A 20,118-nucleotide genomic window follows, 5' to 3' on the forward strand; every position below is an offset into this window, starting at 1 on the left:
CACCTGGGTCCCCACCGCGCCCACCGCCCCGGCCATCACTATGCCGCGGGTCGCCGACGCCAGGGCTCGAGTCAGCGCTCCAGGACCAGGGCCAGTCCCTGCCCGACACCGATGCACAGCGCGGCCAGCCCCGTGCCCGAGCCCGCTTCGGCGAGCTGGTGGGCGACTGCTCCGGCGATGCGGGCGCCGGAGGCGCCGAGGGGATGTCCGAGGGCGATGGCTCCGCCCCTCGTGTTGAGGAGGCCGGAGTCGAGGTCGGGCAGGGCCGCGAGGCAGCCCAACGCCTGGGCGGCGTAGGCTTCGTTGAGCTCGACGGTGTGCAGGTCGCCGAAGCCGCGCCCGGCCCTCGTCAGGGCCTTGCGAATGGCATCGACCGGGCCCAGACCGAAGTACTGCGGCTCGATGCCGGTCACGGCGCCTGCCCGGATCCTGGCCAGCGGCTCGCGGCCGATCTCGGCCAGCCCGGCCTCGTCGGCCAGCAGCAGGGCTGCGGCGCCGTCGTTGAGGGGCGAGGCGTTGCCGGCTGTGACCGTACCGCCCTCACGGAAGACGGGCTTGAGACGGGCCAGCGCATCGAGAGACGTGTCGTCCCGGATTCCCTCGTCGCGGGCGAGATCGACCCCGTCGACGGGAACCACCTCGGCGTCGTAGGCACCGTCCTTCCACGCCTGTGAGGCCTTCCGATGACTGGCGAGCGCGAAGACGTCCTGGGCCTCGCGGGTGATTCCGTACTTGTCGGCGATCAGCTCTGCGCTCTCGCCGAGCGGGATGGTCCACTCCTCGGGCATGCGCGGGTTGATCATCCTCCAGCCCAGGGTGGTGGAGTACAGCTGCTGGTTTCCTGCCGGGAAGGCTCGTTCCGGTTTGGGCAGCACCCACGGGGCGCGGCTCATGGACTCCACCCCGCCTGCCACCGCGATGGAGACATCGCCGAGCGCCACCGCACGGGCGGCCTGGATGACGGCCTCCATCCCCGAGCCGCACAGCCGGTTGACGGTGGCTCCGGGGACCGTGACGGGCAGGCCGGCCAGCAGTACCGCCATGCGGGCGACATCGCGGTTCTCCTCCCCGGCGCCGTTGGAGTTCCCGAAGAGCACATCGCCGATGAGGCCCGGGTCCAGGGTGGGGCTACGGTCGAGCAGACCACGCAGCACGCCGGCGGCGAGGTCGTCGGGGCGTACCGAGGACAGCGCCCCGCCGTAGCGGCCGATCGGGGTACGGACGGCGTCGACGACGTAGACGTCCCGCAGGTACTCGTTCATCGGGACTCCTTGTGGTGGAGAGTGATGTGGGGGGTGGGTAATGCCGGCCCGCCGGTCCGGGGCGCTGTCCAGGAGCCTCGGCCGACGGGCGATCAGGGGGATGGGCCGACCGCGGTCAGCCGATGGCGTCGGGCACTCGCACGCGCGCGGCGGTACGGCTGACGACGTCGTCCGTGCTGACGTCGGGAGCCGTTTCGACGAGGACGAGACCGTCCTCGGTGACGTCCAGGACGCCGAGGTCGGTGATGATGCGGTCGACGCATGCCCTGCCGGTCAGGGGCAGGGTGCAGGCCTCGACGATCTTCGGGCTGCCGTCCTTGGCGCAGTGGTCCATCACGACGATCACCCGCCGGGCGCCGTGGATGAGATCCATCGCACCGCCCATGCCCTTCACCATCTTGCCCGGGATCATCCAGTTGGCGAGGTCGCCGGCGGCGGAGACCTGCATGGCCCCCAGAATCGCGGCGTCGATGTGACCGCCGCGGATCATCCCGAAGGACAGTGACGAGTCGAAGAAGCTCGCGCCCGGCAGCACCGTGACCGTCTCCTTGCCCGCGTTGATGAGATCCGGGTCCACATCCGCGTCGGCCGGGTACGGGCCGACGCCGAGGATGCCGTTCTCCGACTGGAGCACCACGTGCACCCCTTCGGCGATGTGCTCGGGCACCAGCGTGGGCAGTCCGATGCCGAGGTTCACGTAGTCGCCGTCCTGGATCTCGGCGGCCGCGCGTGCGGCCATCCCGTCCCTGGTCCAAGCCATCAGCGCCGCACCGTCCCTCGTACCGGAGGCGCGGAAACAGTGCGCCGTTCGATCTGCTTGTCCTCGGCCTGCTCCGGGGTCAGTTCGACCACCCGCTGGACGAAGACGCCGGGGAGATGGATCTCGTCCGGGTCCAGCTCGCCGGGCTCGACCAGTTGCTCCACTTCGGCGACGGTGACGCGGCCGGCCATGGCGGCGAGCGGGTTGAAGTTGCGGGCCGAGCGGTGGAAGACGAGATTGCCGTGGCGGTCGCCCTTGGCGGCGCGGACGAGCGCGAAGTCGGTGGTGATGCCGTGCTCGAGCACGTGACGCCGGCCGTCGAACTCGCGTATTTCCTTGGGCGGTGAGGCGACTGCCACGGTGCCGTCCGGTGCGTAGCGCCAGGGCAGGCCGCCGTCGGCGACCTGGGTGCCGACCCCTGCGGGAGTGAAGAAGGCGGGGATGCCGCAGCCGCCGGCTCGCAGGCGCTCGGCGAGCGTGCCCTGCGGCGTCAGCTCGACCAGCAGTTCCCCCGAGAGGTACTGGCGGGCGAACTCCTTGTTGTCGCCGACGTATGAGCCGGTGACACGGGCGATGCGACCCGCGGCGAGGAGGACGCCCAGGCCGCCGCCGTCCACGCCACAGTTGTTCGACACCACGCTGAGCCCGCTCGCGCCGGTCGCGTACAGCGCCTGGATCAGCACGTTGGGAACACCGCTGAGGCCGAAGCCGCCCACGGCCAACGATGCTCCGTCCATGACGCCGGTCAGCGCCTCCTCGGCGGTGGCGACCACCTTGTCCATGTGCACTGCACTCCGTTCGGGTCCGGCAGATCGCCGGACCGGCGTCAGCCTCGGTTCGTGTGATCCTGTGTCGGGCATGTGCCGTGCCGTCAGCACTGGAGCACGGCCCTCAATGCGCCGAGCAGCTCGGCGCAGGCCGAGGAGCCGGCCTGCGGTGCCCGGGAGGACCGCCAGGCGATGTGTCCGTCCGGGCGGACGAGCAGGCAACCGTCCTCGGCCGTCCCCGATGCCCGGCGCCACTCGCCGTAGGCGTCGCGGCTGTCCTCGGAGCCGATGCGCACGCACGTCAGCGAAATCCCCAGGGTGTCCCCGCATTCGGCCGCCGCGGCCTCCCACACGCCACCGGACAGCCCGGTCAGCACGGTGAAGGTGCCCTTGCCGACGATGTCCAGCGTGGACAGCCGGTTGCCGTCGCCGTCGACGAGCCAGGCGTGCGGCAGTTTCGCGCCGGGCCGGGTCGAGGGCTGGTGGAACAGCTCCGGATCCCGTGCCCACACCTCGTCGGCGTCGCCGTCCGGGACGACCGCGGGGGAGACGTAACGCTGGTTCATCTCGACGCCGTGGGCGTTGAACTCGTAGTTCTTCAGCTGGATGGCCTCTTCCAGCGCCTGCCGCCGTTTGGTGCCGTCGGCCGTCTCGCTGCGGCATGCGGCGAGGCCGCCCGCGATGTCGTCCTCCTCGCTGTACTCGTCGAGTCCGAGCGCCTGGAAGATCGGGCCGAACTGGTCGCGGCTGAGGTTGGCGCGGTCGACGATCTGCTTGCCGACCGGCGCCCGCTCGGCGGTGTACGAGTCCAGCAGCCCGGGCCCGGCCTGACCACGGATGACCATGGCGAGCTTCCAGGCCAGGTTGTACGAGTCCTGGATCGAGGTGTTGGAACCGAGGCCGTTGGACGGCGGATGCCGGTGCACCGCGTCCCCGGCGCAGAAGACGCGCCCGGCCGAGTAGGTCGTGGCGTAGCTGTGGTTGACCGTCCACAGCGAGCTCGACGTGATCTCGACGGGGATGTCCCGGTCGCCGATGAGGTCGTGGACGATGTCCCGGGCGGTCGCCTCGTCCATCTCGGGCGGGGGCTGGTCGATGTCGTATCCCCACACCAGCAGCCATTCGTTCCATGGCCGCACCATGCGCACCAGGCCCATGCCGATGCCGCCCATATGGGCGCCGGGACGCATCACCCAGTACAGAACGCTCGGGCGGTGGGCCACGTGCCGGGAGAGATCGGCCTTGAAGGTGATGTTCATGCTGCCGGCCTTGCCGCTCTGCCCGGCGATCGGCAGCCCGATCTGCTCGGCCACACTGCTGCGGCCGCCGTCCGCACCGATCAGATAGCGGGCGCGCACCGTGAACTCGTCTCCGCGCAGCCGGTCCCGGAGCCGGGCGGTGACTCCGTCGGCATCCTGTTCCAGGCTGAGGAACTCCGTGTCGAAACGGACCTTGGCGCCCCGCTCCGCGGCGTTCTTCACCAGGATCGGTTCCAGATAGGTCTGCGGAAGGTCGATCATCTGCACGGGGCTGGCGGCACCGTACTCGGTCGCCGCGTGCGGTCCGGTGCCCCAGCTGCGGATCCGGCCGATCTCCTCGCCGGCCAGGGCGGTGCACAGGACGGTGTCGCCCATGAGCTCGGCGGGGCTTCCGGCCGCGGTGGCTTCGGCGTCGACACCGAGGTCGCGCAGCACCTCCATGGTGCGCTGATTGGTGATGTGCGCGCGGGGGGTGTTGGCCAGCCAGCCGTACTTGGTGACCAGCAGGGTGCGGATGCCGTAAGTGGCCAGAAGCAGGGCCGCGGAGCCGCCGGCGGGGCCGCTGCCGACCACAAGGACGTCGGTGTCGTAGGAGTGGGTCGATTCCATGGGACTGCTCCTCGTCAGCTTGCCGGTGCGTCGGCGATGTGGGCGATGCGGAAGGTGAACTGCAGGCTGCGCCACTCACCGTCGACGGCGCGGCCGTCCGGGGTGGGGCCGGTGCGGGGCGCGAAGTCGATGACGAGGCCCTCCTTGACGCCGAACACGGTGTCGGAGTCCAGGTAGGGGCCGCCCTTCACGAACAACTGGGTGACCAGGCGCCGGTGGCCGGGTGCGGAGATCATGAAGTGGAGGTGGGGAGCGCGGTACGGATGACGGCTGACGGCCTGGAGCATCTGCCCCACCGGACCGTCGTCCGGGATCGGATACTCGGCCGGCAGGATCGTCCAGAAGCGCAGCCGTCCCTCGGCGTCCGTGCGCAGGCGTCCTCGCAGCACCGGGCCTTCGTGCTCGGGCAGCTGGACGTCGTAGAACCCGTCCTTGTTGGCCTGCCACACATCCACGACGGCGTCCGGCAGTGGGTGGTCGTCCGTGTCGGTGATGCGGATGTCGGCCCACAGGGGAGTGCCGGCGACACCCCGTGAGATGTCGGCGCCCTGCGCGGTCTCCGGCGGGCCGTCCGTGTAGAACGGTCCGAGCACCGCTGACGGTGTGGTCTCGGGGGTGCGCGAATTGGTGAGCAGGTCGACGATGCTGGAGACCCCGAGCGTGTCGGACAGCAGCACGAACTCCTGACGGGTGCTCGTGCAGATCTGACCGGTGCGGGTCAGGAAGTCGATGGCGTGCTGCCACTCCGATTCGGTGACGTCGTTGCTTGTCACGAAGTGGTGCAGGTGCCGTACGAGGTCACCGAGCAGCTGCCCGACCCGCGGGTCCGGTGCGTCGGCGAAGCTCGCCACCACCTGCTCGGTAAGGCGCTCCAGGTCCGCAGGCGCCCCGAGTGCCGGGGGAGCCTGCACCGCGGGAACTGCCGGACGGCGGCCCCGCCAGGCATCCTGCAGCAGGCTCTCGATGCCCTGGTACGTCAGCTCCCGGGGGTTCGGGTACGGCGTGGCGACGGCCAGCCGCGCGGCCTCCGGCAGATCCGCTTGCGCCATGCCCAGCCGGTCCAGCGAGGTGGGGCCTCCCACGGAGGCGATCAGGTCGAACACCCCGCTCGGGGCGTCTGCCACACCCAGTGCCTCGGCGATCCGGCTCATGACGTCCCTGGCCGCAGGGGCGTTGTAGGCCATGGCGTGCGGCAGGATCACCGTGTGTGTTTCGGCGTGCGGCAGGCCGAACGTACCGCCCAGTGTGTGGCACAGCTTGTGGTGGAGTCCCATGCCGACGGAGGCGAGGCAGGTACCGGCCAGCCATGCGGCATGGAGAAGGTCGGCACGTGCCGCGGTGTCGGACGGCTCGGCGACGAGAGCCGGCAGGGCGCGGGCGATCCTGCCGACCGCGTCGAGCGCCATGCCGTCGATCACCGGGTTCGCCTGCGGCGAGTACAAGGCCTCCACTGCGTGGGCGAGGGCGTTGACTCCGCTGGTGACCGACATGCCCACCGGCAGGTCACGGGTGAACTCGACGTCGTAGACGACGGTCTCGGGCAGAATCGCGGGCGAGGACTGGGTGACCTTGCGTCCGCCGTGCGTCTCACCCAGCACGGGGGTGACCTCGGAGCCCGCGTATGTGGTGGGAAGGATCAGCTGCGGGAGATCGGTGCGCAGCGCGAGTGCTTTGGCCAGCCCTGTCGTGGAACCGCCGCCGACAGCCACCAGACAGTCGGCGGAGTGTTCCCGGAGCACGTCGAGCGCTCGCTCGGTCACCTCCACCGGGGTGTGCATCGCGGCACCGTCGAACTCCGCCACGGTGAGGTCTCCGAGGACATCACGCACGCGGGCGGCGGCCTTGGCCACCGCCGGGCCGGCCAGGAGCAGGACGCGGGAGCAGCCGAGCCGCTCGACTTCGTCGCGGACCTGACCGACCGTTCCGGTGCCGAAGATGACCCGCGAGGGGTGGGAGGTGTGGACGAAGTTCCTCATCGCTTTCCGCCTTCGCATGTGCCGTGGGGGTCCTTGGACGTCTGCCACCGAGTGTCGGGGCTGTGGACATCCCGTTTCCTGCACGTTTCGCGCGTATCTTCTGCCGGATCGGCGCGGCGCCATGGTCGTGAGAGGGGCCGCGGACGGGTTTGCGCCACATCGGGAGGCGGAGCAGGGCGCGTACGGTGGGGGCGGGCCGGAGTGAATGCGGCGGCGCGGGACTTGGAATCGAAGGTCAGCAAGCCCGGCGGAAGGCAGCAGGGGTCGTGCCCAGCTTGGCGCGCATCACGCGGGTCAGGTGCTCCTGATGGGAGAAGCCGCAGTGGGCGGCCAGGTCGGCTATGGGCAGCGTTGTGGTGCGCAGCAGCCGACGTGCGTGGTCCAGCCGCAGTTGGAGCAGGAACTGGTGGGGTGACTTACCGGTGCTGGCTCTGAACTGCCTGCTGAACTGGCTCGCGCTCAGACCGGTGACCGAGGCCAACTCGGCTACGGGCAGCGGCTCGGAGAGCCGTGTCTCCATCAACTCACGTGCGGACATGAGCTGTCCGCTCGTCAGTCCTGATGACGCGCTGTCGCGGTCCACGGACCGGCCGGCCGCGTGTGTCCGGGCGAGCTGAGCAGCGAGTGTCCCCAAAAGGTGATCCACGTAGGTACGGGCGGAGGGCTCCCGGAGCCGCACGACGCCGTCCAGAGCCAGGACGAGTTGCTCGATCAGCGGATCGGAGCTGCCCAGCTCCTCGGCGAGTTCCACCGTCCCGCCCTCACCGTGTGCTTCCTGCAGGACCGAGTCGCTGAGATACAGGTGGACGGTGTCGAGTCCCCCTTGGAGCTCGACGTCCAGCGCGCGGCCCGCGGGGTGGAGGAAGATCCCCCCGGCCGGGATCCGCTGGGCCCGCATCGACCGGCTGATGCGGCGCCGGACGGTCACCGGGCCGCCCAGGTGCAGGATCAGCAGGTGGGTGGGTGCAGCCTCGAATGTCGCGTGATACGGCTGTTCCCGCTGGGTGGAGACGTAGGCGTGCTCCCAGCCCAGTCCTGAGCTGGTCCGCTCCGGGCTCACCCCTGGCCGGCGCAGGATGCCGGCGGTGTCGAGGAGCCCCAGCTCAGGCATGGTTTCGCCCGAGGTCGAAAGTCCCATGCGATTCTCCCGTGCGGTCCGCGCCATATCATTTTATTGAATGTTGGATCATTGTGATGTATTCCCTGCCGGGCCGCCAGGGCCTGCCCACTGATCCGGCCGGCCTTCGGCGAGCGTCTGCCTAAGGGCTGTCCCGTAATCCCCGGCGGGCGCGCGACGACGGCCACGGCACCTCGCCGCGTTGTCAGAACGCCCGAATACGACCGGTATGAGGACGCCCCTCCGCCTTGCGATGCACCGCATCCGACGCCAAGCGCCGATCCACCAGGGATTACGGGACAGCCCTTGGTCGCGCGGGTTGCCGTAGGCGGCGGCCCCTTCCGACCTGAACCCGACATCAGCACCCCTGATCACCTCGCGCGTGCTGAGCCGCGCGGGCGGCCGGCAACGGCGCCAGGTGAGGGGCGGGGTGCGCCCCCGCCCCTCACGGTCGACCTCCGGCCGGACCAGACCGGCGCCTCGCGGAGCCGTGCGCTGTCCTGGAGTACTCCGACCGTCGCTCAGCAGCTCACAGGCTTCGTCCAGGAGCATTCGAGGTCGGTGCGCCCGGACTGCGCATCCCTGGCAGTGGGCGTATCGGTCGAGGGACGATCGGACCGGGCCGTACCTTGCGGCTGCTGTGCGCCCTTCACGCTGTAACCCGCGAGCGCCGCTCCGACCGCATCCTCGATGTTCTTGACCGAGCTCGCGACGTAGTTGTTGCTGACGAAGCTGAAGACGAGCTTGCGGCCGTCGGCGTCCGTGACATAGCCGGAGAGCCCCGAGACGCCGGTCAGCGAGCCGGTCTTGCCGTGCAGATTGCCCGCAGCCGAGGTCCCGCACATGCGGGAGCGCAGCGTCCCGCCGGCCATCCGGTCGGACACGCAGGCGATCGGCAGGGCGTCGTACCACTCCTGGAACCACGGTTGATGGCGTGCGGCGACCAGCAGTTCGGTGAACTGCTCGGTGGACACCACGTCCATCCTCGACAGGCCGGAGCCGTCCATCTGACGCAGGTCAGCGGGGTCCAATCCGAGGGTACGCAGGTGGTCAGCGATCGCCGACAGCCCGGCCGACCAGGTGCCGCTGCCCTTCACCTCGTAACCGATGGTCTTGACCAGCACCTCGGCATGGTTGTTGTTGGACAGCTTCAGAAACGGGGTCAGCAGGTCCTTCAGCGGCATCGACGGATGGGACGCCAAAGTCGTGGCACCCTGCGGAACGGCCTTGCCCAGCACCGTCCCCCGGGTCACCTTCACTCCGTGTGCGGCCAGCGCGTCCGCGAAGACGGCGGTCGCATAGCCTGTGGGCTCCCAGACGCTGGTCCACGACGTGGCGGGTGCGCTCTCGACGGGGATCTTGCCGCTGACCACGATGGTGTTGCTGCCATGCATGCGATCGACGGTGATTGTACGACTCTCACCGGCGGCGACCGTGGTGGCACGGTTGTCGATGCGGACGTAGTCGTTGGACGGGGTGGCTTTCACCGCGGGCGCTGCGCCGGGCGCGGAGCCCGGGGTCACCGAGAGGAGCACGGTGCCCGCGTCGTAGTCGGTGTCCGGGGCCACCGTCAGTGGAGAGATCTGCGACGAGTAGTAGGCGGACTCGTCGTCGGCCGCCCAGGACGCGCCCAGCCGGTTGCTGTCGAACCGGGTGTCGTCAGCGACCAGTCGGCCGGTGATCCGGCGGATCCCGGATGCGGCGACCGTGGCGGCCAGCCGGTCGTAGTCCTCGGCCAGCATCGTGGGGTCGCCGGTGCCGCGAAGATACAGGTCGCCCTGGATCACGGACCCGTGTCGGGAGCCGTCCGCGAGTACATCGGTACTGAACCGGTAGTCGGGGCCGAGCAGCGCCATGGCCGCGGTCGACGTCAGAAGCTTCGTACTGGATGCGGGGACCAGACGCCCGTCGCCGTTGTGTTGATAGAGCGTCTGCCCGGTTTCGGCGTCGCTGACGACGACTCCGACCTGGGCGCCGTTCAGCCGGGTGTCGCTGAGGATGTGGTCAAGGGTTTGCGACAGGCCGGGCGCCGGGGTGTCTGCCCCGGCCGGGGCTCCTGAGGTGGCGGTGAGAGTCAGGCTCGCGGCGACGGCCCAGAGCAAGGCCCGATGGCGGAATCTTCGGTGAATCGTTGGCATGCGCATGGAAAGAGATCATCAGGCATCCGGATCCTCGGCGGAAGGCCTACGTCGTTCGGATCCGAGGGCGGCCGGGCCGGGGTGCCAAGGCGTGGCGGTGGGCCGGAGCTGTACTCCTGTCCGCCTGCCCTGGACGACCTTCAGCGGAGGTCCTTCTTCCTGGCCCGTGCCCAACGATGGTCTTGGACGAGCAGCGTCACAGGCTTCTCGGCTGAGCGAAATCAGGGGGGGTGTCGCTGGTTGCCGGGCGGGGACTTCGCCCCCGCCCGGCATGGTTCAGCGCACGTCCTTCAACTTACCGTCTGTGGTGAGTTGCAACGCCCCGGTCAGGGCTTGGTCGCAGCCGTCTTCGGCCTGTTTCAGAGTGATTGTGTGTGAGGCGTTCAGGATTGGCGTGCCCGAATCGTCCGACAGCCGAAGTGTCACACGTGGTGTCCGGTCGTTGAAGCTCTTCGGGAGATCCACCGAGACGTGCACCTGGTCGCCGTACACCCGCAGTGCACCCGTCGTGCAGTGTTTTGCGGCGCACAACCGGTACGTGGTGGCCGTGTCGTAGGGCAGGGATTCGGCCCGCCAGGACACGCCAACCGTCGGGATGAGGTCGAGCGCTGGGCACGGTTCCGGACGCCCACCGCAAGCAGTGAGCGTGGCCAGGGCTGCGAGTGTGACCCCGGCGCAGCGCAGTGCGCGGGTCAATACTTCTTCACCAGGCCGGGCAGTGCGTCCTCGGCCAGCTTGATGTCGGTAAACAGAATCCGGGCCTCGGACTCATTGGCGGCCTCGGCCGGCCCGAGGTCGGGCGCCGGCGGCACGGCCGACGCTGACACTGGCTCGGTGTCCGCCTGTGCTTCGTAGTTGGCCGCTGCTGCGAAGCCACCGGTGAGGGTCAGCACCAACATGGCGGCGGCGGCCCGTTGCCCACTTCGCCATCGGGGTCTTCGCCTGTTGTGTACGTTCGTCGGCGGCATTGTGCCCCTCCCCAATTTGTCCCGAGCAAGATCGCTGGGAGCATGAGTATGCAGGAGTCCCCAGCGTTCATGGACAGGTCAACTGAAGAAGCGACACCGACCTGAGAGGGCGTTTGCGCAGGTAAGTTCCAGAAGGCGGCTTTGCTCATTGTCCTTCTTGCTCAGGTTCGGGGAGTACGCGAACTTCGTCGCCTCCTGCCGTGCAGGCCCTGCAGTCCGTTTCGCTCGCTTCTGTCCGACGCCCGATGGACCCTGATCGAGCCGCCCCTGACGGCGTGGCGGAAAGCCCGGCTCCAGGGCCTCGGCGTGAAAGCGAATGAGTGGGTTCACGGCACTGCACCACGTCAGAGACACCACCTTCGCCGAGGACGCCTCACAGCTCCGGACGGGCAACGGGCCCCGCGCCATGGCTACCTGGCGCAACCTCGTCATCGGAGCCCTTCTCCTTACCGGCCGCCACGGCATCGCCGCCGCCCTCAGAAGGAACACCCGCGACGCCACCCGGCCGCTGCACATCCTGGACATTCCATGATCAGAAAGCGGTCGAACCGGCTTCACGCCGAGGCCCTGTGTCCGCAACCGGTACAACTTCCCGTTCATGTGGTGAACATGGTGGATCTGGAGGGCAGCTGATCGGGATTCAGGTGACATCGGCTGATTCAATCGGTTCGGAATAGACCTTGCCCCGACTCCGTCACGACGCACCTGATACGCGACGTAATTCTTGCCGGATCGAATCGATTACGAGGGCCGCGCAACGTGGGAACACACCAGGCGCCAAGGGGTGCACGCGAGCGCATGCCGACTTGCAGGGTTTGCTTCAACACGGCGTCTCCTCTGATGAATGGATGGAGTTGGACAGGGTTGTGGTGGAAGGAATCGAAGGGTGGAATGCTTGCCTCTCGACTCCGTGGCACTTCCCCTTCTTCCAGCGGTCGCTGGATCAACGCCAACGCAAGGCGGAAAGTGGGGCGTTACCGTATTGCATCCGGAGCAGGCGTGCGCACTGCCGGTTTCGACGCGCAGGATGAGGACGGATTCGCATGATCAGCCGAGGCACTGACTGCCGTCGAAGGCTGTCCCGCATCGCCGAGCAGAGGCCTCGCTGCATTGCTCCGGCCTGTCGTGCGACCGATTCCGAATTCCTCCGCGAACCGGGCGGGCCCGAGGAGTACTCGTCCGAAGGGGCGAAGAGAAGGATCTTGCGGTGTGCTCCCGCATTGCCGAGAAGCTGAAGAAGGTCGATCCGGCAGCCTTCGAAGGCCGCGTCGGGTTCATCCGGCCGGAGCTCCTCGACCGCCGGCTCAGCGATGGTGATCACGATGCGCCTCGTCCGGACGGCTGGTGTGCGGCAAGCCGGTGACCGGGCGATGGTCGCGCGGCGAGAGCGACGCAGCGACACGATGATCAGCACCCCGGGCTCCCCATGGCCATCACTTCTCTCGTGCTGCCGGACGGCCCCGGCGGGCGGGTAGGGCGTTTGCGCACCGTGACAGCCATGCCGATGGGGCGTACGGCACCTCCTGCGCCCATCGGGACCGTCGTTCGCGTGAGCCTGCGCGCCCCGGCCGGTGCGCGGCCGCTCGTGTGCCGCAGCCGGTGGAGCGCGTGACGCGCTGCCGCATCAGCTGTCGCCTCCCGCGGGGGGACGCCCGTCCCGACGAGTCGATGGACGGTCGCCCGCCCATAGATGTCTTAAATGTCGGAATTCTGGCAATGAATAGGAATTGCTCGCTTTGCCAGTGAATGCATGATCCGCACAGGTCGAGGTCCTGCCTGCCGGGCAAATCGCCCATTTCGGGCCGAGTGGTGAGAGTCACTTTCCCGGCCCGCGGACGCAACGGCGTACCGCTCGGTTCCCTTCCCCGCAAAGAAAGTTGGCTTCGCGGGCGGGTGTGGATTGCGGATAATTCCCCGACTCGATCTTGTAAATGAATTGTGATCGAAAAGTGGGGGCTTGTTCAGGTCGGAGTTTCTCGCTTACGGTCACCGTCAATCCGGATGGAACGCCGAATCCTGCCGCCGTCCGGGAATCCGACCACCCACGTACGGCAGGAGCGGGGGACCCAGGTAAGCAGCCGATCCGGTATCCGGAACGGCTAGGGGTGAAGCCGTATTCCCATACGGCCAGGCAACTCCAGCCTGAACCCGACAGCTCACCTCGTAGGCGACGGAGAGGAATGCATCATGCCCGCAACGGGTAACCACCGTCGTCGTAAGTCCAGTTCGCTGAGTCGCGGTTTCATCGCCGTGACCGCGGGCGGAGCCGCTCTCGCACTTCCTGTGATCGGTGCGACCACTGCTTCGGCAGCGCCGGCACAGTCCGTCGCCACCGTCACAAAGACTGTGGCGCCCGCTGTGGCCCCGGCCAAGGGAATTTCCGCTGTGAAGGCCACGCCCTCCGTCTATTCCGTGATAGCCGGTGACACTCTTTACAAGATCGCCACTGGACATTCCGTGAGTGGTGGCTGGCAGCAGCTGTACCAGGACAATCGCGAGGTCATCGGAGCCAACCCCGCCCTGATCAGCCCGGGCATGAAGCTGACCCTCGGTGCCAAGGCTGAGACCCCGGCTGTCGAGTCCAAGCCCGCCGCGAGCAGTGCCACTCCCGCCGCCGCGAAGCCCACGACGTACACGAACGACCTCGACGGCTGGATCAAGGAGTCGCTGGCTGTCATGGCGCAGCACGGCATCCCCGGCAGCTACGACGGCATCCACCGCAACATCATGCGCGAGTCCTCGGGCAACCCCAAGGCCATCAACAACTGGGACTCGAACGCCGCCAAGGGCACGCCGTCCAAGGGGCTCCTGCAGGTCATCGACCCCACGTTCAAGGCCTACCACGTGTCCGGCACGTCGATGGACCCCTACGACCCGGTCGCCAACATCACGGCTGCGTGCAACTACGCCGCCGCCAAGTACGGTTCGATCGACAACGTGTTCGGGGCGTACTGACGCCCGGTTGCGTTGATACCGGTTCAGGAGTGACGGGTGGCGAGGGTCCGAGGGGGCCTCGCCACCCGTTCCTGTCTCTGCTCGATGGATTCACATGTCGACCGCCGCGATCAGCAGGGGCGCGGGGCGACGATCAGAAGTCGATCCGCATGACGGCCCGCCTGGGTGTGGGCCTGCTCACCTCGACGAACCCTGCGTCGGCGAAGACGTCACGGCTGCCGACGTGGAGTTCGCCCCAGGTGATTTCCACCCCTGGCCGCGTGATCATCGGGTAGCCCTCGACCGCGCGGGCCCCGCGGTCGCGCGCGAAGCCGATCGTGGCGCGCGCGAGTGCGTACGTGATGCCGCGCAGACGGAAGCCCTTGCGGGTGACGAAACAGGTCACGGCCCAGACGCTGTCGTCGGTCCTGTCCTCCTGCCGTCCGGTCCAGGGGACGCGGGCGCGGAGCAGGCGGGGGTAGGACGTCCGGGGCTCGATCGCGCACCATCCGACCGGCTCGTCGTCCAGATAGGCGACGAGACCGCTTGTCGAAGGCGCACCGGCATTTCCGCAACCGGTCTGCTCACGCAGGCGCTCGGCCCGTTCGGCCAGGGGGACCGAACCCCACTGGGAGCCCGTGATCTTGAAGCGCTGGCACTGGCACATGGACGGATAGTCCGTGGTGCCGAAGATCGTCTGCAGGTCGTCCCACGATGCTTCTTCGGCGGGGACGATCGCGAGCTGATCATCCGGGATCGGCTGGGCCATGCCTGGCATCATCACCGCCCCGCCGCTACCGGAACCGGCCTGTCCGAGAGTGTCGGTCTCATCGTGGCGGGTCCTCCCCGACGAGCCCGTCGATGGATTCGCGGATGAGGTCGGCGTGTCCGACATGGCGTGCGTACTCCTCGATGAGGTCGATCAGCAGACGCCGGAGACTGGGTGACTGCCCGCGGGAGTTGGTGAACGCCGCGAGGTGTCCGACGCCACCCTCGGCCAGCGCCTGCCGGACGTTGGCGCGGGAGCGGGCCGCAGTGTCCTGCCAGAGCGCCATGAGTTGCTCGGGGGTGTCCCCGGCGGCCGAGGACCACTCCCAGTCGGGATCGGCGTCCCAGTCCACCGTGTCCCACGGGGGAGCCGGCTCCCGCCCGAGCAGCTTCTGGGACAAGACGTCGTCCTCCACGAGGGCCAGGTGCTTGAGCAGCCCGCCCAGGCTGATCTTCGAGGCGGCGGCCGTCGTCCGCAGGCCGGCCGCGTCCAGACCCGCGCACTTCCACGCCAGCGTCCTGCGCTGGCGTTCCAGGGAACCCACCAGGGTGTCGATCTCGTTGCCCGCGACCGGTGGTTCCTCGAGCAACGGCTCGTTGTTCTCGCTCATGGCGGGCAGGCTACGGCCAATTCCGGTCGATCTGCTTCCGGAATATGGGGAGTTGTTGTCGGAGCGTGAGGAGTCACGATCGAATCCGTCCGAACACCTCATGGGGCTACCGCATCGGCCGTGGATTCCAGCTTCCTCGCCTGATGTTCGCGACCCGTCACCGGGCCCTGCTGCCTGAGTCGCTGCTTGGCGCTCGGCGGCGGTCGAGCGGCACCGAGCCGGGACCGGCCCGCTGTGCGCTGACGCACGGCGTGGTGTGTCCGGGGCGTGCCGTGAGTGGGCGCAAGTTACCCACAGGTATGTAGTGACTTGACACGCAAACGGCAGTAGAACCAGTTTCACTCTGTCGAGAGTGAGGCGTGTCACATGAGTGACTCTACCATGCGTGATGTAGGCCCCAAGGGCGTATCGCGTCGAAGATTCATCACAGGAACTGGTTCTATTTTAGGAGCCGTGGCCCTCGCGGGTCACAGCACCCCGGCCCAGGCCGGGCTCGGTTCCGCAGCCGCTCCGATCGACTCCGGGGCCCATGTCCCGGCCCTCGTGATCGGCACCGGATACGGCGGATCCGTCGCCGCTCTGCGTCTCGCCCAGTCAGGCGTCGACGTGCACATGATCGAAATGGGGATGGCCTGGGACACCGCGGGCCCGGACGGCAAGATCTTCTCCAACACGACATCCCCGGACAGCCGGTCGTACTGGCTCCGCACCAGGACCAAGCAGCCCCTCAGCAACTTCCTCGGTTTCCCCATCGACAAGGACGTCACCCGCAGCACCGGAATCCTCGACGCCGAGGAGTTCGACGGGATCACGGTCTACCAGGGCCGCGGCGTCGGCGGCGGCTCGCTGGTCAACGGTGGCATGGCCGTCACCCCCAAGCGCGAGAACTTCGGAGCCGTACTCCCGTCGGTGGACGCCGACGAGATGTACGGGATCTACTACCCGCGCGCCAATGCCGGCCTCGGGGTCGGCATCATCGATCCAGCCTGGTTCGAGACCGCCGCGTGCTACCAGTACGCCCGGGTCGGGCGTAAGCACGCCCAGCGTGCCGGCTTCCCGTTCGTCTTCGTGCCCACGGTGTACGACTGGGACTACATGAAGCAGGAGGAGGCCGGAACCGTTCCCAGGTCGGCGCTGGCCGGCGAGATCCTGTACGGCAACAACTACGGCAAGAAATCGCTGCAGAAGACGTACATCGACCGGATCAGGGCCACCGGCAGGGTCGCCATCTCGCCGCTGCACAAGGTCACTTCGGTCGCACCGGTGACAGGCGGCGGCTACACGGTCGTCATCGACCAGCTCGACACCGGCGGTGCCACCACGGCCACCAAGACGGTGACCGCGGACCGGGTGTTCTTCGCGGCCGGCAGCGTGGGCACCAGCAAGCTGCTGGTCAAGCTGAAGGCCACCGGCGCGCTCCCCGGCCTGAACAACGAGATCGGCAAAGGGTGGGGCGACAACGGCAACGTCATGTGCGGCCGGGCCAACCACCTGTGGGACCCGACCGGCAGCCTCCAGGCTTCCATCCCCACGGGCGGTATCGACAACTGGGCCGCCGGTGGTGCGTTCGCCGAGGTCGCCCCGCTGCCTACCGGGATCGAGACGTTCGCCTCGTTCTACCTGTCCATCACCAAGAACCCGAACCGGGCCGAGTTCGCCTGGAACGCTGCGACGGGCAAGGTCGACCTGAACTGGCAGACCGCCTGGAAGCAGCCGTCCATCGACGCCGCCAGGACGATCTTCGACAGGATCAACCAGAAGGAGGGGACGATCTACCGGACCGATCTCTTCGGTACCTACAAGATCTGGGGCGACCACCTGACGTACCACCCGCTCGGCGGCGCGGTGCTGAACCGGGCCACCGACAACTACGGCCGCCTGCACGGCTACTCCGGCCTGTATGTCATCGACGGCTCGCTGATCCCCGGCAACACCAGCGTCAATCCGTTCGTCACCATCACCGCGCTCGCCGAACGGAACATCGAGAAGATCATCGCCACCGACCTGTGACGATCAACGGCCGGGCAGCGCGCACACGGTGTCGAGGCCCAGCACATGGTTGAGCCGGCCGAACGCCAGCCATGATCCGATGCTCATGCTCAGCTCCACGATCTCGAGCTGGCTGTAGTGCGCGCTCATCCGGGACCAGAACGTTTCGTCGAGGTTGTGGTGATCGAGGGCGTACCGCTCGGCGTATTCGGCGGCCAACCGGGTCCGGTCGTCGAAGACGTCGGTGGTACGCCACTGGGTCACCGCGTCGGCGAAATCCTCCTCGACCTTCACGCCGTCCCGTTCGGTCCGCCAGTCGAGACAGAAGACGCACCCGTTGATCTGGGCGATCCGCAAACGCGCGGCTTCGAACTCGCGTAGTCCCAGGGTCGTATGGGCGTACACCGCCAGCGAGAAGTTCGATGCGGCGATCCCGATCCCGGGCACCATCTCGCCCCACACGTACTCGATCGCGTCCTTGCCGTCGGGGATGTCGATGTTCATGGTTCTCTCCTTCCGAGCCTGCCGACTGCGGGGCGCAGCGGGACGTCGAGCGCGTCGTAGAGTCCTGGTTCCGCGTTCACGAGCCAGTCGATGGCGTTCACGAGCCGGCCCACCGCGGTGGCGTTCCCGCCCGCGGATCTGTTCTCGCCCTCGTCGGTGGCTTCGACCGTGACCTCGATGCGCGGGCGACCCTCGATGATCACTCGATGCGCACCGTCGCCGTCGGGCGGTGTCGGCCAGTCCGGTGCGCAGGAGGGGTGAATGCGCGTGATGTGCTCGATGACGATGCGGGGTTCGCCTCCGACGATGCCCTGCACTTCGAACCGCACCGCGCCCTGGGTGCCGCCCTCGAACGAGCCCATCGTCCTGGTGCTCACCGTGGCGTCCAGCGGGCGCCGTTCCAACGTCTCCCGGATGTCGTCGAGTTCGGCTCCCAGGGCTCTGGCCATCAGCCGTATCTGCCCACCCCACACCATGGTCGGGACGGTCGGTGCGAGCATCAGTGGCTCGTACTCCATCGGCTGGCCCATGCCGACCAGGTACCGGACCGATTCCTCCTGCTCGTAGGTGGAGTAGTCGAAGATCTCCTGGCAGCGGATCACGTCCACGGAGGTGCCGAGTCCGCTGATCAGCAACGGGAGTACGTCATTGCCCCAGCCGGGGTCGACACCGGAGACGAACAGTGAACCGCCACCGTCCGCGATGGCGGCCAGCACCGGATCCCGCAGCTCAGGCGGGGCGCCCAACTGGTCGTACAGGGCGTACAGCGCCGGGGTGACGACCACGGCCCCCGCCCGGATCGCCCTGCTGATGTCGGCGAGGGCGTCGTCGGGGCGGATGTCGCCGGACGCGGCGTACACCACGGCCCGGGGGCCGGTGGCCAGCACGGCACCGACGTCGTCGTTCGCCACGACCCCCAGCGGACGACCGAGTCCACCGAGCTCGCCCGCGTCACGTCCCACCTTGTCCGGGTTGTGGACGAGCACGGCCGTGAGCTCGAGCGCCGGATGGGCCTCGACAGCGCGGATTGCGGCGCGGCCGACGTTGCCCGTGCCCCAGACCACCGTGGAAATCATGCGCGGAGGGTAGCGAGAGGGCCTATCAGTTCCTAGTGCCGTGACGCGACGAGTTTGCCGGGCGCGGACAGGGGAGGCGGCTCCACCGGCACGTGGCTCGGGCTGCGCGCTACGTCGTCAGGGCGATGGATACACCGCGGCACCGGGTGTGCTGCGCACCGGGCTCGCGGGGTTGGTTCCGGTCATGCTGCCTCGGCCTCCAGACGACTGGGAGCGGCGTGCGGCGAGCGGAGTATGTGGGCCGAGCACGCGGCCACGACGCAGAACCCGAGAGGCAGCAGGAAAGTCAGGTTGAGCGGCATGAAGTGCGTCAGCGGTCCGATGACGGCGGGGCCGGCGAGCATGCCGAGGTAGCCCAGGCCGGCGACGCGCGAGACGTTCGTTCCGGCGGCGCTCGGATCGGCGTGGCCGGCGGCGCTGAAGAGCTGGGGGATGCAGCCGGACAGCCCGGCCCCGAACACGGCCCAGCCGGCCAGGGCCAGCGGGATCCACGTGGAGAAGGTGGCCGTCGTCAGACCGACCGCGGCCAGGGCCGCCCCGTAGCGGAGGATGGCCACCGGCCCGAAGCGCATGGCCACTCGGTCGGCCAGCAGTCGACCGATCGTCATGGCGGTCGAGAACGCACCGTAGGCGAGAGCTGCGACGGCGGCGGAAGCGTTCAGGACATCCCGCAGATGCAGAGTGCTCCAGTCGTTGGCGACGCCTTCGCAGAGCATGAGCATCAGCGCGAGCGCGGCCAGCGCCCAGATGCGGCGGGATGTCCGGTGCGCCGGCTTCGTCGTCACACCGGCGGGAGCCTTCGCGGCAGGGGAGGGGGCGTGTGCGGCAGGCAGGAGCCCGCGGGCGGCGAGCGCGGCGACGGCGAGACCGAGCACGGCCACTGAGCCGAGGGTCACCGCCGGGCTCCAGCCCCAGCTGAGCGTGCGCGCGCCGAGCAGCGCGGCAAGGACGCCGCCGATGGAGAACGTGGCATGGAAGGCGGACATGACGGGGCGTCCGTAACCCCGCTCGACCTGGATGGCGTGCGCGTTCATGCTGACGTCCAGACAGCCGTTGCCGAGTCCGAGCAGCGCAAGTGCCGCTCCCAGCGTCCACGCGTCCGTGGCCAGGCCCGGCAGGACCACGGCTGCGCTGCACAGCGCCGCGCTCAGCGGTACGACGGTGCGGGCGCCCCACCTGTCGGTGAGCGGGCCCGTGATCCGCATCCCCGCGAAGGCTCCCGCGCCGAGGAGCAGCAGCAGCCAGCCGAGCACGGCGTGGCTGATGCCCACGTGGCGCTCGACGGCAGGGATGTGGACGACCCACATCCCCAGGACGAAGCCGTTCAGGGCGAAGTAGGCGGTAGTGACCAGTCGGCCGGTCCGCAGCGATCTCTCCATG

General features: G+C 68.5%; 18 protein-coding genes and 1 riboswitch. Of the genes, 4 read left to right on the top strand and 14 right to left on the bottom strand.

The genetic code is table 11. The annotated features are described in order from the left end of the window. Window positions 1-71: 71 nt before the first annotated feature. The 9 genes from OHB49_RS37450 to OHB49_RS37490 form a co-directional block, all read right to left on the bottom strand. Window positions 72-1,262 (bottom strand): thiolase family protein, encoded by a 1,191-nt coding sequence (locus OHB49_RS37450; protein ID WP_030973043.1) that lies wholly within the window; start codon window positions 1,260-1,262, stop codon window positions 72-74. A gap of 115 nt (window positions 1,263-1,377) precedes the next feature. After that, window positions 1,378-2,022, bottom strand: coding sequence for a CoA transferase subunit B (locus tag OHB49_RS37455; protein ID WP_329165341.1), 645 nt, complete (start codon window positions 2,020-2,022; stop codon window positions 1,378-1,380). Further along, a complete protein-coding gene (locus tag OHB49_RS37460) occupies window positions 2,022-2,804 on the bottom strand; it encodes a CoA transferase subunit A (RefSeq protein WP_030973047.1) in 783 nt (260 codons plus the stop codon). The genes OHB49_RS37455 and OHB49_RS37460 overlap by 1 nt, the downstream gene beginning before the upstream one ends. Before the next feature lie 89 nt (window positions 2,805-2,893). After that, the gene (locus OHB49_RS37465) at window positions 2,894-4,657 is read right to left on the bottom strand and encodes an FAD-dependent oxidoreductase (protein WP_329165343.1); all 1,764 of its coding nucleotides are present in this window, start codon (window positions 4,655-4,657) and stop codon (window positions 2,894-2,896) included. A gap of 14 nt (window positions 4,658-4,671) precedes the next feature. Further along, window positions 4,672-6,633, bottom strand: coding sequence for a maleylacetate reductase and hydroxyquinol 1,2-dioxygenase domain-containing protein (locus tag OHB49_RS37470; protein ID WP_329165344.1), 1,962 nt, complete (start codon window positions 6,631-6,633; stop codon window positions 4,672-4,674). A gap of 235 nt (window positions 6,634-6,868) precedes the next feature. Next, a complete protein-coding gene (locus tag OHB49_RS37475; protein WP_329165345.1) occupies window positions 6,869-7,771 on the bottom strand; it encodes an AraC family transcriptional regulator in 903 nt (300 codons plus the stop codon). Window positions 7,772-8,271: 500 nt separating this feature from the next. Further along, window positions 8,272-9,894 carry a D-alanyl-D-alanine carboxypeptidase/D-alanyl-D-alanine endopeptidase gene (gene dacB, locus OHB49_RS37480; protein ID WP_443079603.1) on the bottom strand — a complete coding sequence of 541 codons (1,623 nt, stop codon included), beginning with the start codon at window positions 9,892-9,894 and terminating at the stop codon, window positions 8,272-8,274. 270 nt (window positions 9,895-10,164) lie between these two features. Then, on the bottom strand, window positions 10,165-10,584 hold the full coding sequence (locus tag OHB49_RS37485; protein WP_329165348.1) for a hypothetical protein: 420 nt from the start codon (window positions 10,582-10,584) through the stop codon (window positions 10,165-10,167). Further along, window positions 10,581-10,781 (bottom strand): hypothetical protein, encoded by a 201-nt coding sequence (locus OHB49_RS37490; RefSeq protein ID WP_329165349.1) that lies wholly within the window; start codon window positions 10,779-10,781, stop codon window positions 10,581-10,583. The genes OHB49_RS37485 and OHB49_RS37490 overlap by 4 nt, the downstream gene beginning before the upstream one ends. 391 nt (window positions 10,782-11,172) lie before the next feature. Here OHB49_RS37490 and OHB49_RS37500 point away from each other — a divergent pair, with 391 nt between their 5' ends. From OHB49_RS37500 to OHB49_RS37510, 3 genes are all read left to right on the top strand, one after another. Then, window positions 11,173-11,388 carry a hypothetical protein gene (locus tag OHB49_RS37500; protein WP_324608694.1) on the top strand — a complete coding sequence of 72 codons (216 nt, stop codon included), beginning with the start codon at window positions 11,173-11,175 and terminating at the stop codon, window positions 11,386-11,388. Between the two features lie 675 nt (window positions 11,389-12,063). After that, entirely contained in the window at window positions 12,064-12,219 is a 156-nt protein-coding gene (locus OHB49_RS37505) for a hypothetical protein (protein ID WP_329165350.1), read from the top strand. Between the two features lie 634 nt (window positions 12,220-12,853). Beyond that, window positions 12,854-13,041, top strand: a riboswitch (cyclic di-AMP (ydaO/yuaA leader). A 2-nt stretch (window positions 13,042-13,043) separates the two neighbouring features. Next, window positions 13,044-13,811: a transglycosylase SLT domain-containing protein gene (locus OHB49_RS37510; protein ID WP_329165352.1), complete on the top strand. Its 768-nt coding sequence runs from the start codon at window positions 13,044-13,046 to the stop codon at window positions 13,809-13,811. Window positions 13,812-13,944: 133 nt separating this feature from the next. Here the strand turns inward: OHB49_RS37510 and OHB49_RS37515 are convergent, their stop codons facing one another. Both OHB49_RS37515 and OHB49_RS37520 read right to left on the bottom strand, forming a co-directional pair. Further along, window positions 13,945-14,559, bottom strand: a complete 615-nt coding sequence (locus tag OHB49_RS37515) for a GNAT family N-acetyltransferase (protein WP_329165353.1) — start codon at window positions 14,557-14,559, stop codon at window positions 13,945-13,947. A 58-nt stretch (window positions 14,560-14,617) separates the two neighbouring features. After that, window positions 14,618-15,169, bottom strand: coding sequence for a DinB family protein (locus OHB49_RS37520; RefSeq protein ID WP_329165354.1), 552 nt, complete (start codon window positions 15,167-15,169; stop codon window positions 14,618-14,620). A gap of 381 nt (window positions 15,170-15,550) precedes the next feature. Between OHB49_RS37520 and OHB49_RS37525 the strand changes: the two genes are divergently transcribed. After that, window positions 15,551-17,179 (top strand): GMC oxidoreductase, encoded by a 1,629-nt coding sequence (locus tag OHB49_RS37525; protein ID WP_443079686.1) that lies wholly within the window; start codon window positions 15,551-15,553, stop codon window positions 17,177-17,179. A 3-nt stretch (window positions 17,180-17,182) separates the two neighbouring features. On the opposite strand, the gene OHB49_RS37530 is transcribed toward OHB49_RS37525, so the two are convergent. From OHB49_RS37530 to OHB49_RS37540, 3 genes are all read right to left on the bottom strand, one after another. Further along, window positions 17,183-17,662 (bottom strand): carboxymuconolactone decarboxylase family protein, encoded by a 480-nt coding sequence (locus OHB49_RS37530; protein ID WP_329165357.1) that lies wholly within the window; start codon window positions 17,660-17,662, stop codon window positions 17,183-17,185. Beyond that, on the bottom strand, window positions 17,659-18,738 hold the full coding sequence (locus OHB49_RS37535; protein ID WP_329165358.1) for an NAD(P)H-dependent amine dehydrogenase family protein: 1,080 nt from the start codon (window positions 18,736-18,738) through the stop codon (window positions 17,659-17,661). The genes OHB49_RS37530 and OHB49_RS37535 overlap by 4 nt, the downstream gene beginning before the upstream one ends. 182 nt (window positions 18,739-18,920) lie before the next feature. Next, complete coding sequence (locus tag OHB49_RS37540) at window positions 18,921-20,117, bottom strand: MFS transporter (RefSeq protein ID WP_329165359.1); 1,197 nt, start codon at window positions 20,115-20,117, stop codon at window positions 18,921-18,923. Window position 20,118 lies beyond the last annotated feature (1 nt).

Source organism: Streptomyces sp. NBC_01717 (assembly GCF_036248255.1).
In the GTDB taxonomy this organism is placed as follows: Bacteria; Actinomycetota; Actinomycetes; order Streptomycetales; family Streptomycetaceae; genus Streptomyces.

Coding starts and splice junctions, on each gene's coding strand:
- OHB49_RS37450 (WP_030973043.1), bottom strand. CDS start 1,262: ATGAACGAGTACCTGCGGGACGTCTACGTCGTCGACGCCGTCCGTACC.
- OHB49_RS37455 (WP_329165341.1), bottom strand. CDS start 2,022: ATGGCTTGGACCAGGGACGGGATGGCCGCACGCGCGGCCGCCGAGATC.
- OHB49_RS37460 (WP_030973047.1), bottom strand. CDS start 2,804: ATGGACAAGGTGGTCGCCACCGCCGAGGAGGCGCTGACCGGCGTCATG.
- OHB49_RS37465 (WP_329165343.1), bottom strand. CDS start 4,657: ATGGAATCGACCCACTCCTACGACACCGACGTCCTTGTGGTCGGCAGC.
- OHB49_RS37470 (WP_329165344.1), bottom strand. CDS start 6,633: ATGAGGAACTTCGTCCACACCTCCCACCCCTCGCGGGTCATCTTCGGC.
- OHB49_RS37475 (WP_329165345.1), bottom strand. CDS start 7,771: ATGGGACTTTCGACCTCGGGCGAAACCATGCCTGAGCTGGGGCTCCTC.
- dacB (WP_443079603.1), bottom strand. CDS start 9,894: ATGCGCATGCCAACGATTCACCGAAGATTCCGCCATCGGGCCTTGCTC.
- OHB49_RS37500 (WP_324608694.1), top strand. CDS start 11,173: ATGAGTGGGTTCACGGCACTGCACCACGTCAGAGACACCACCTTCGCC.
- OHB49_RS37510 (WP_329165352.1), top strand. CDS start 13,044: ATGCCCGCAACGGGTAACCACCGTCGTCGTAAGTCCAGTTCGCTGAGT.
- OHB49_RS37515 (WP_329165353.1), bottom strand. CDS start 14,559: ATGGCCCAGCCGATCCCGGATGATCAGCTCGCGATCGTCCCCGCCGAA.
- OHB49_RS37520 (WP_329165354.1), bottom strand. CDS start 15,169: ATGAGCGAGAACAACGAGCCGTTGCTCGAGGAACCACCGGTCGCGGGC.
- OHB49_RS37525 (WP_443079686.1), top strand. CDS start 15,551: ATGCGTGATGTAGGCCCCAAGGGCGTATCGCGTCGAAGATTCATCACA.
- OHB49_RS37530 (WP_329165357.1), bottom strand. CDS start 17,662: ATGAACATCGACATCCCCGACGGCAAGGACGCGATCGAGTACGTGTGG.
- OHB49_RS37535 (WP_329165358.1), bottom strand. CDS start 18,738: ATGATTTCCACGGTGGTCTGGGGCACGGGCAACGTCGGCCGCGCCGCA.
- OHB49_RS37540 (WP_329165359.1), bottom strand. CDS start 20,117: ATGGAGAGATCGCTGCGGACCGGCCGACTGGTCACTACCGCCTACTTC.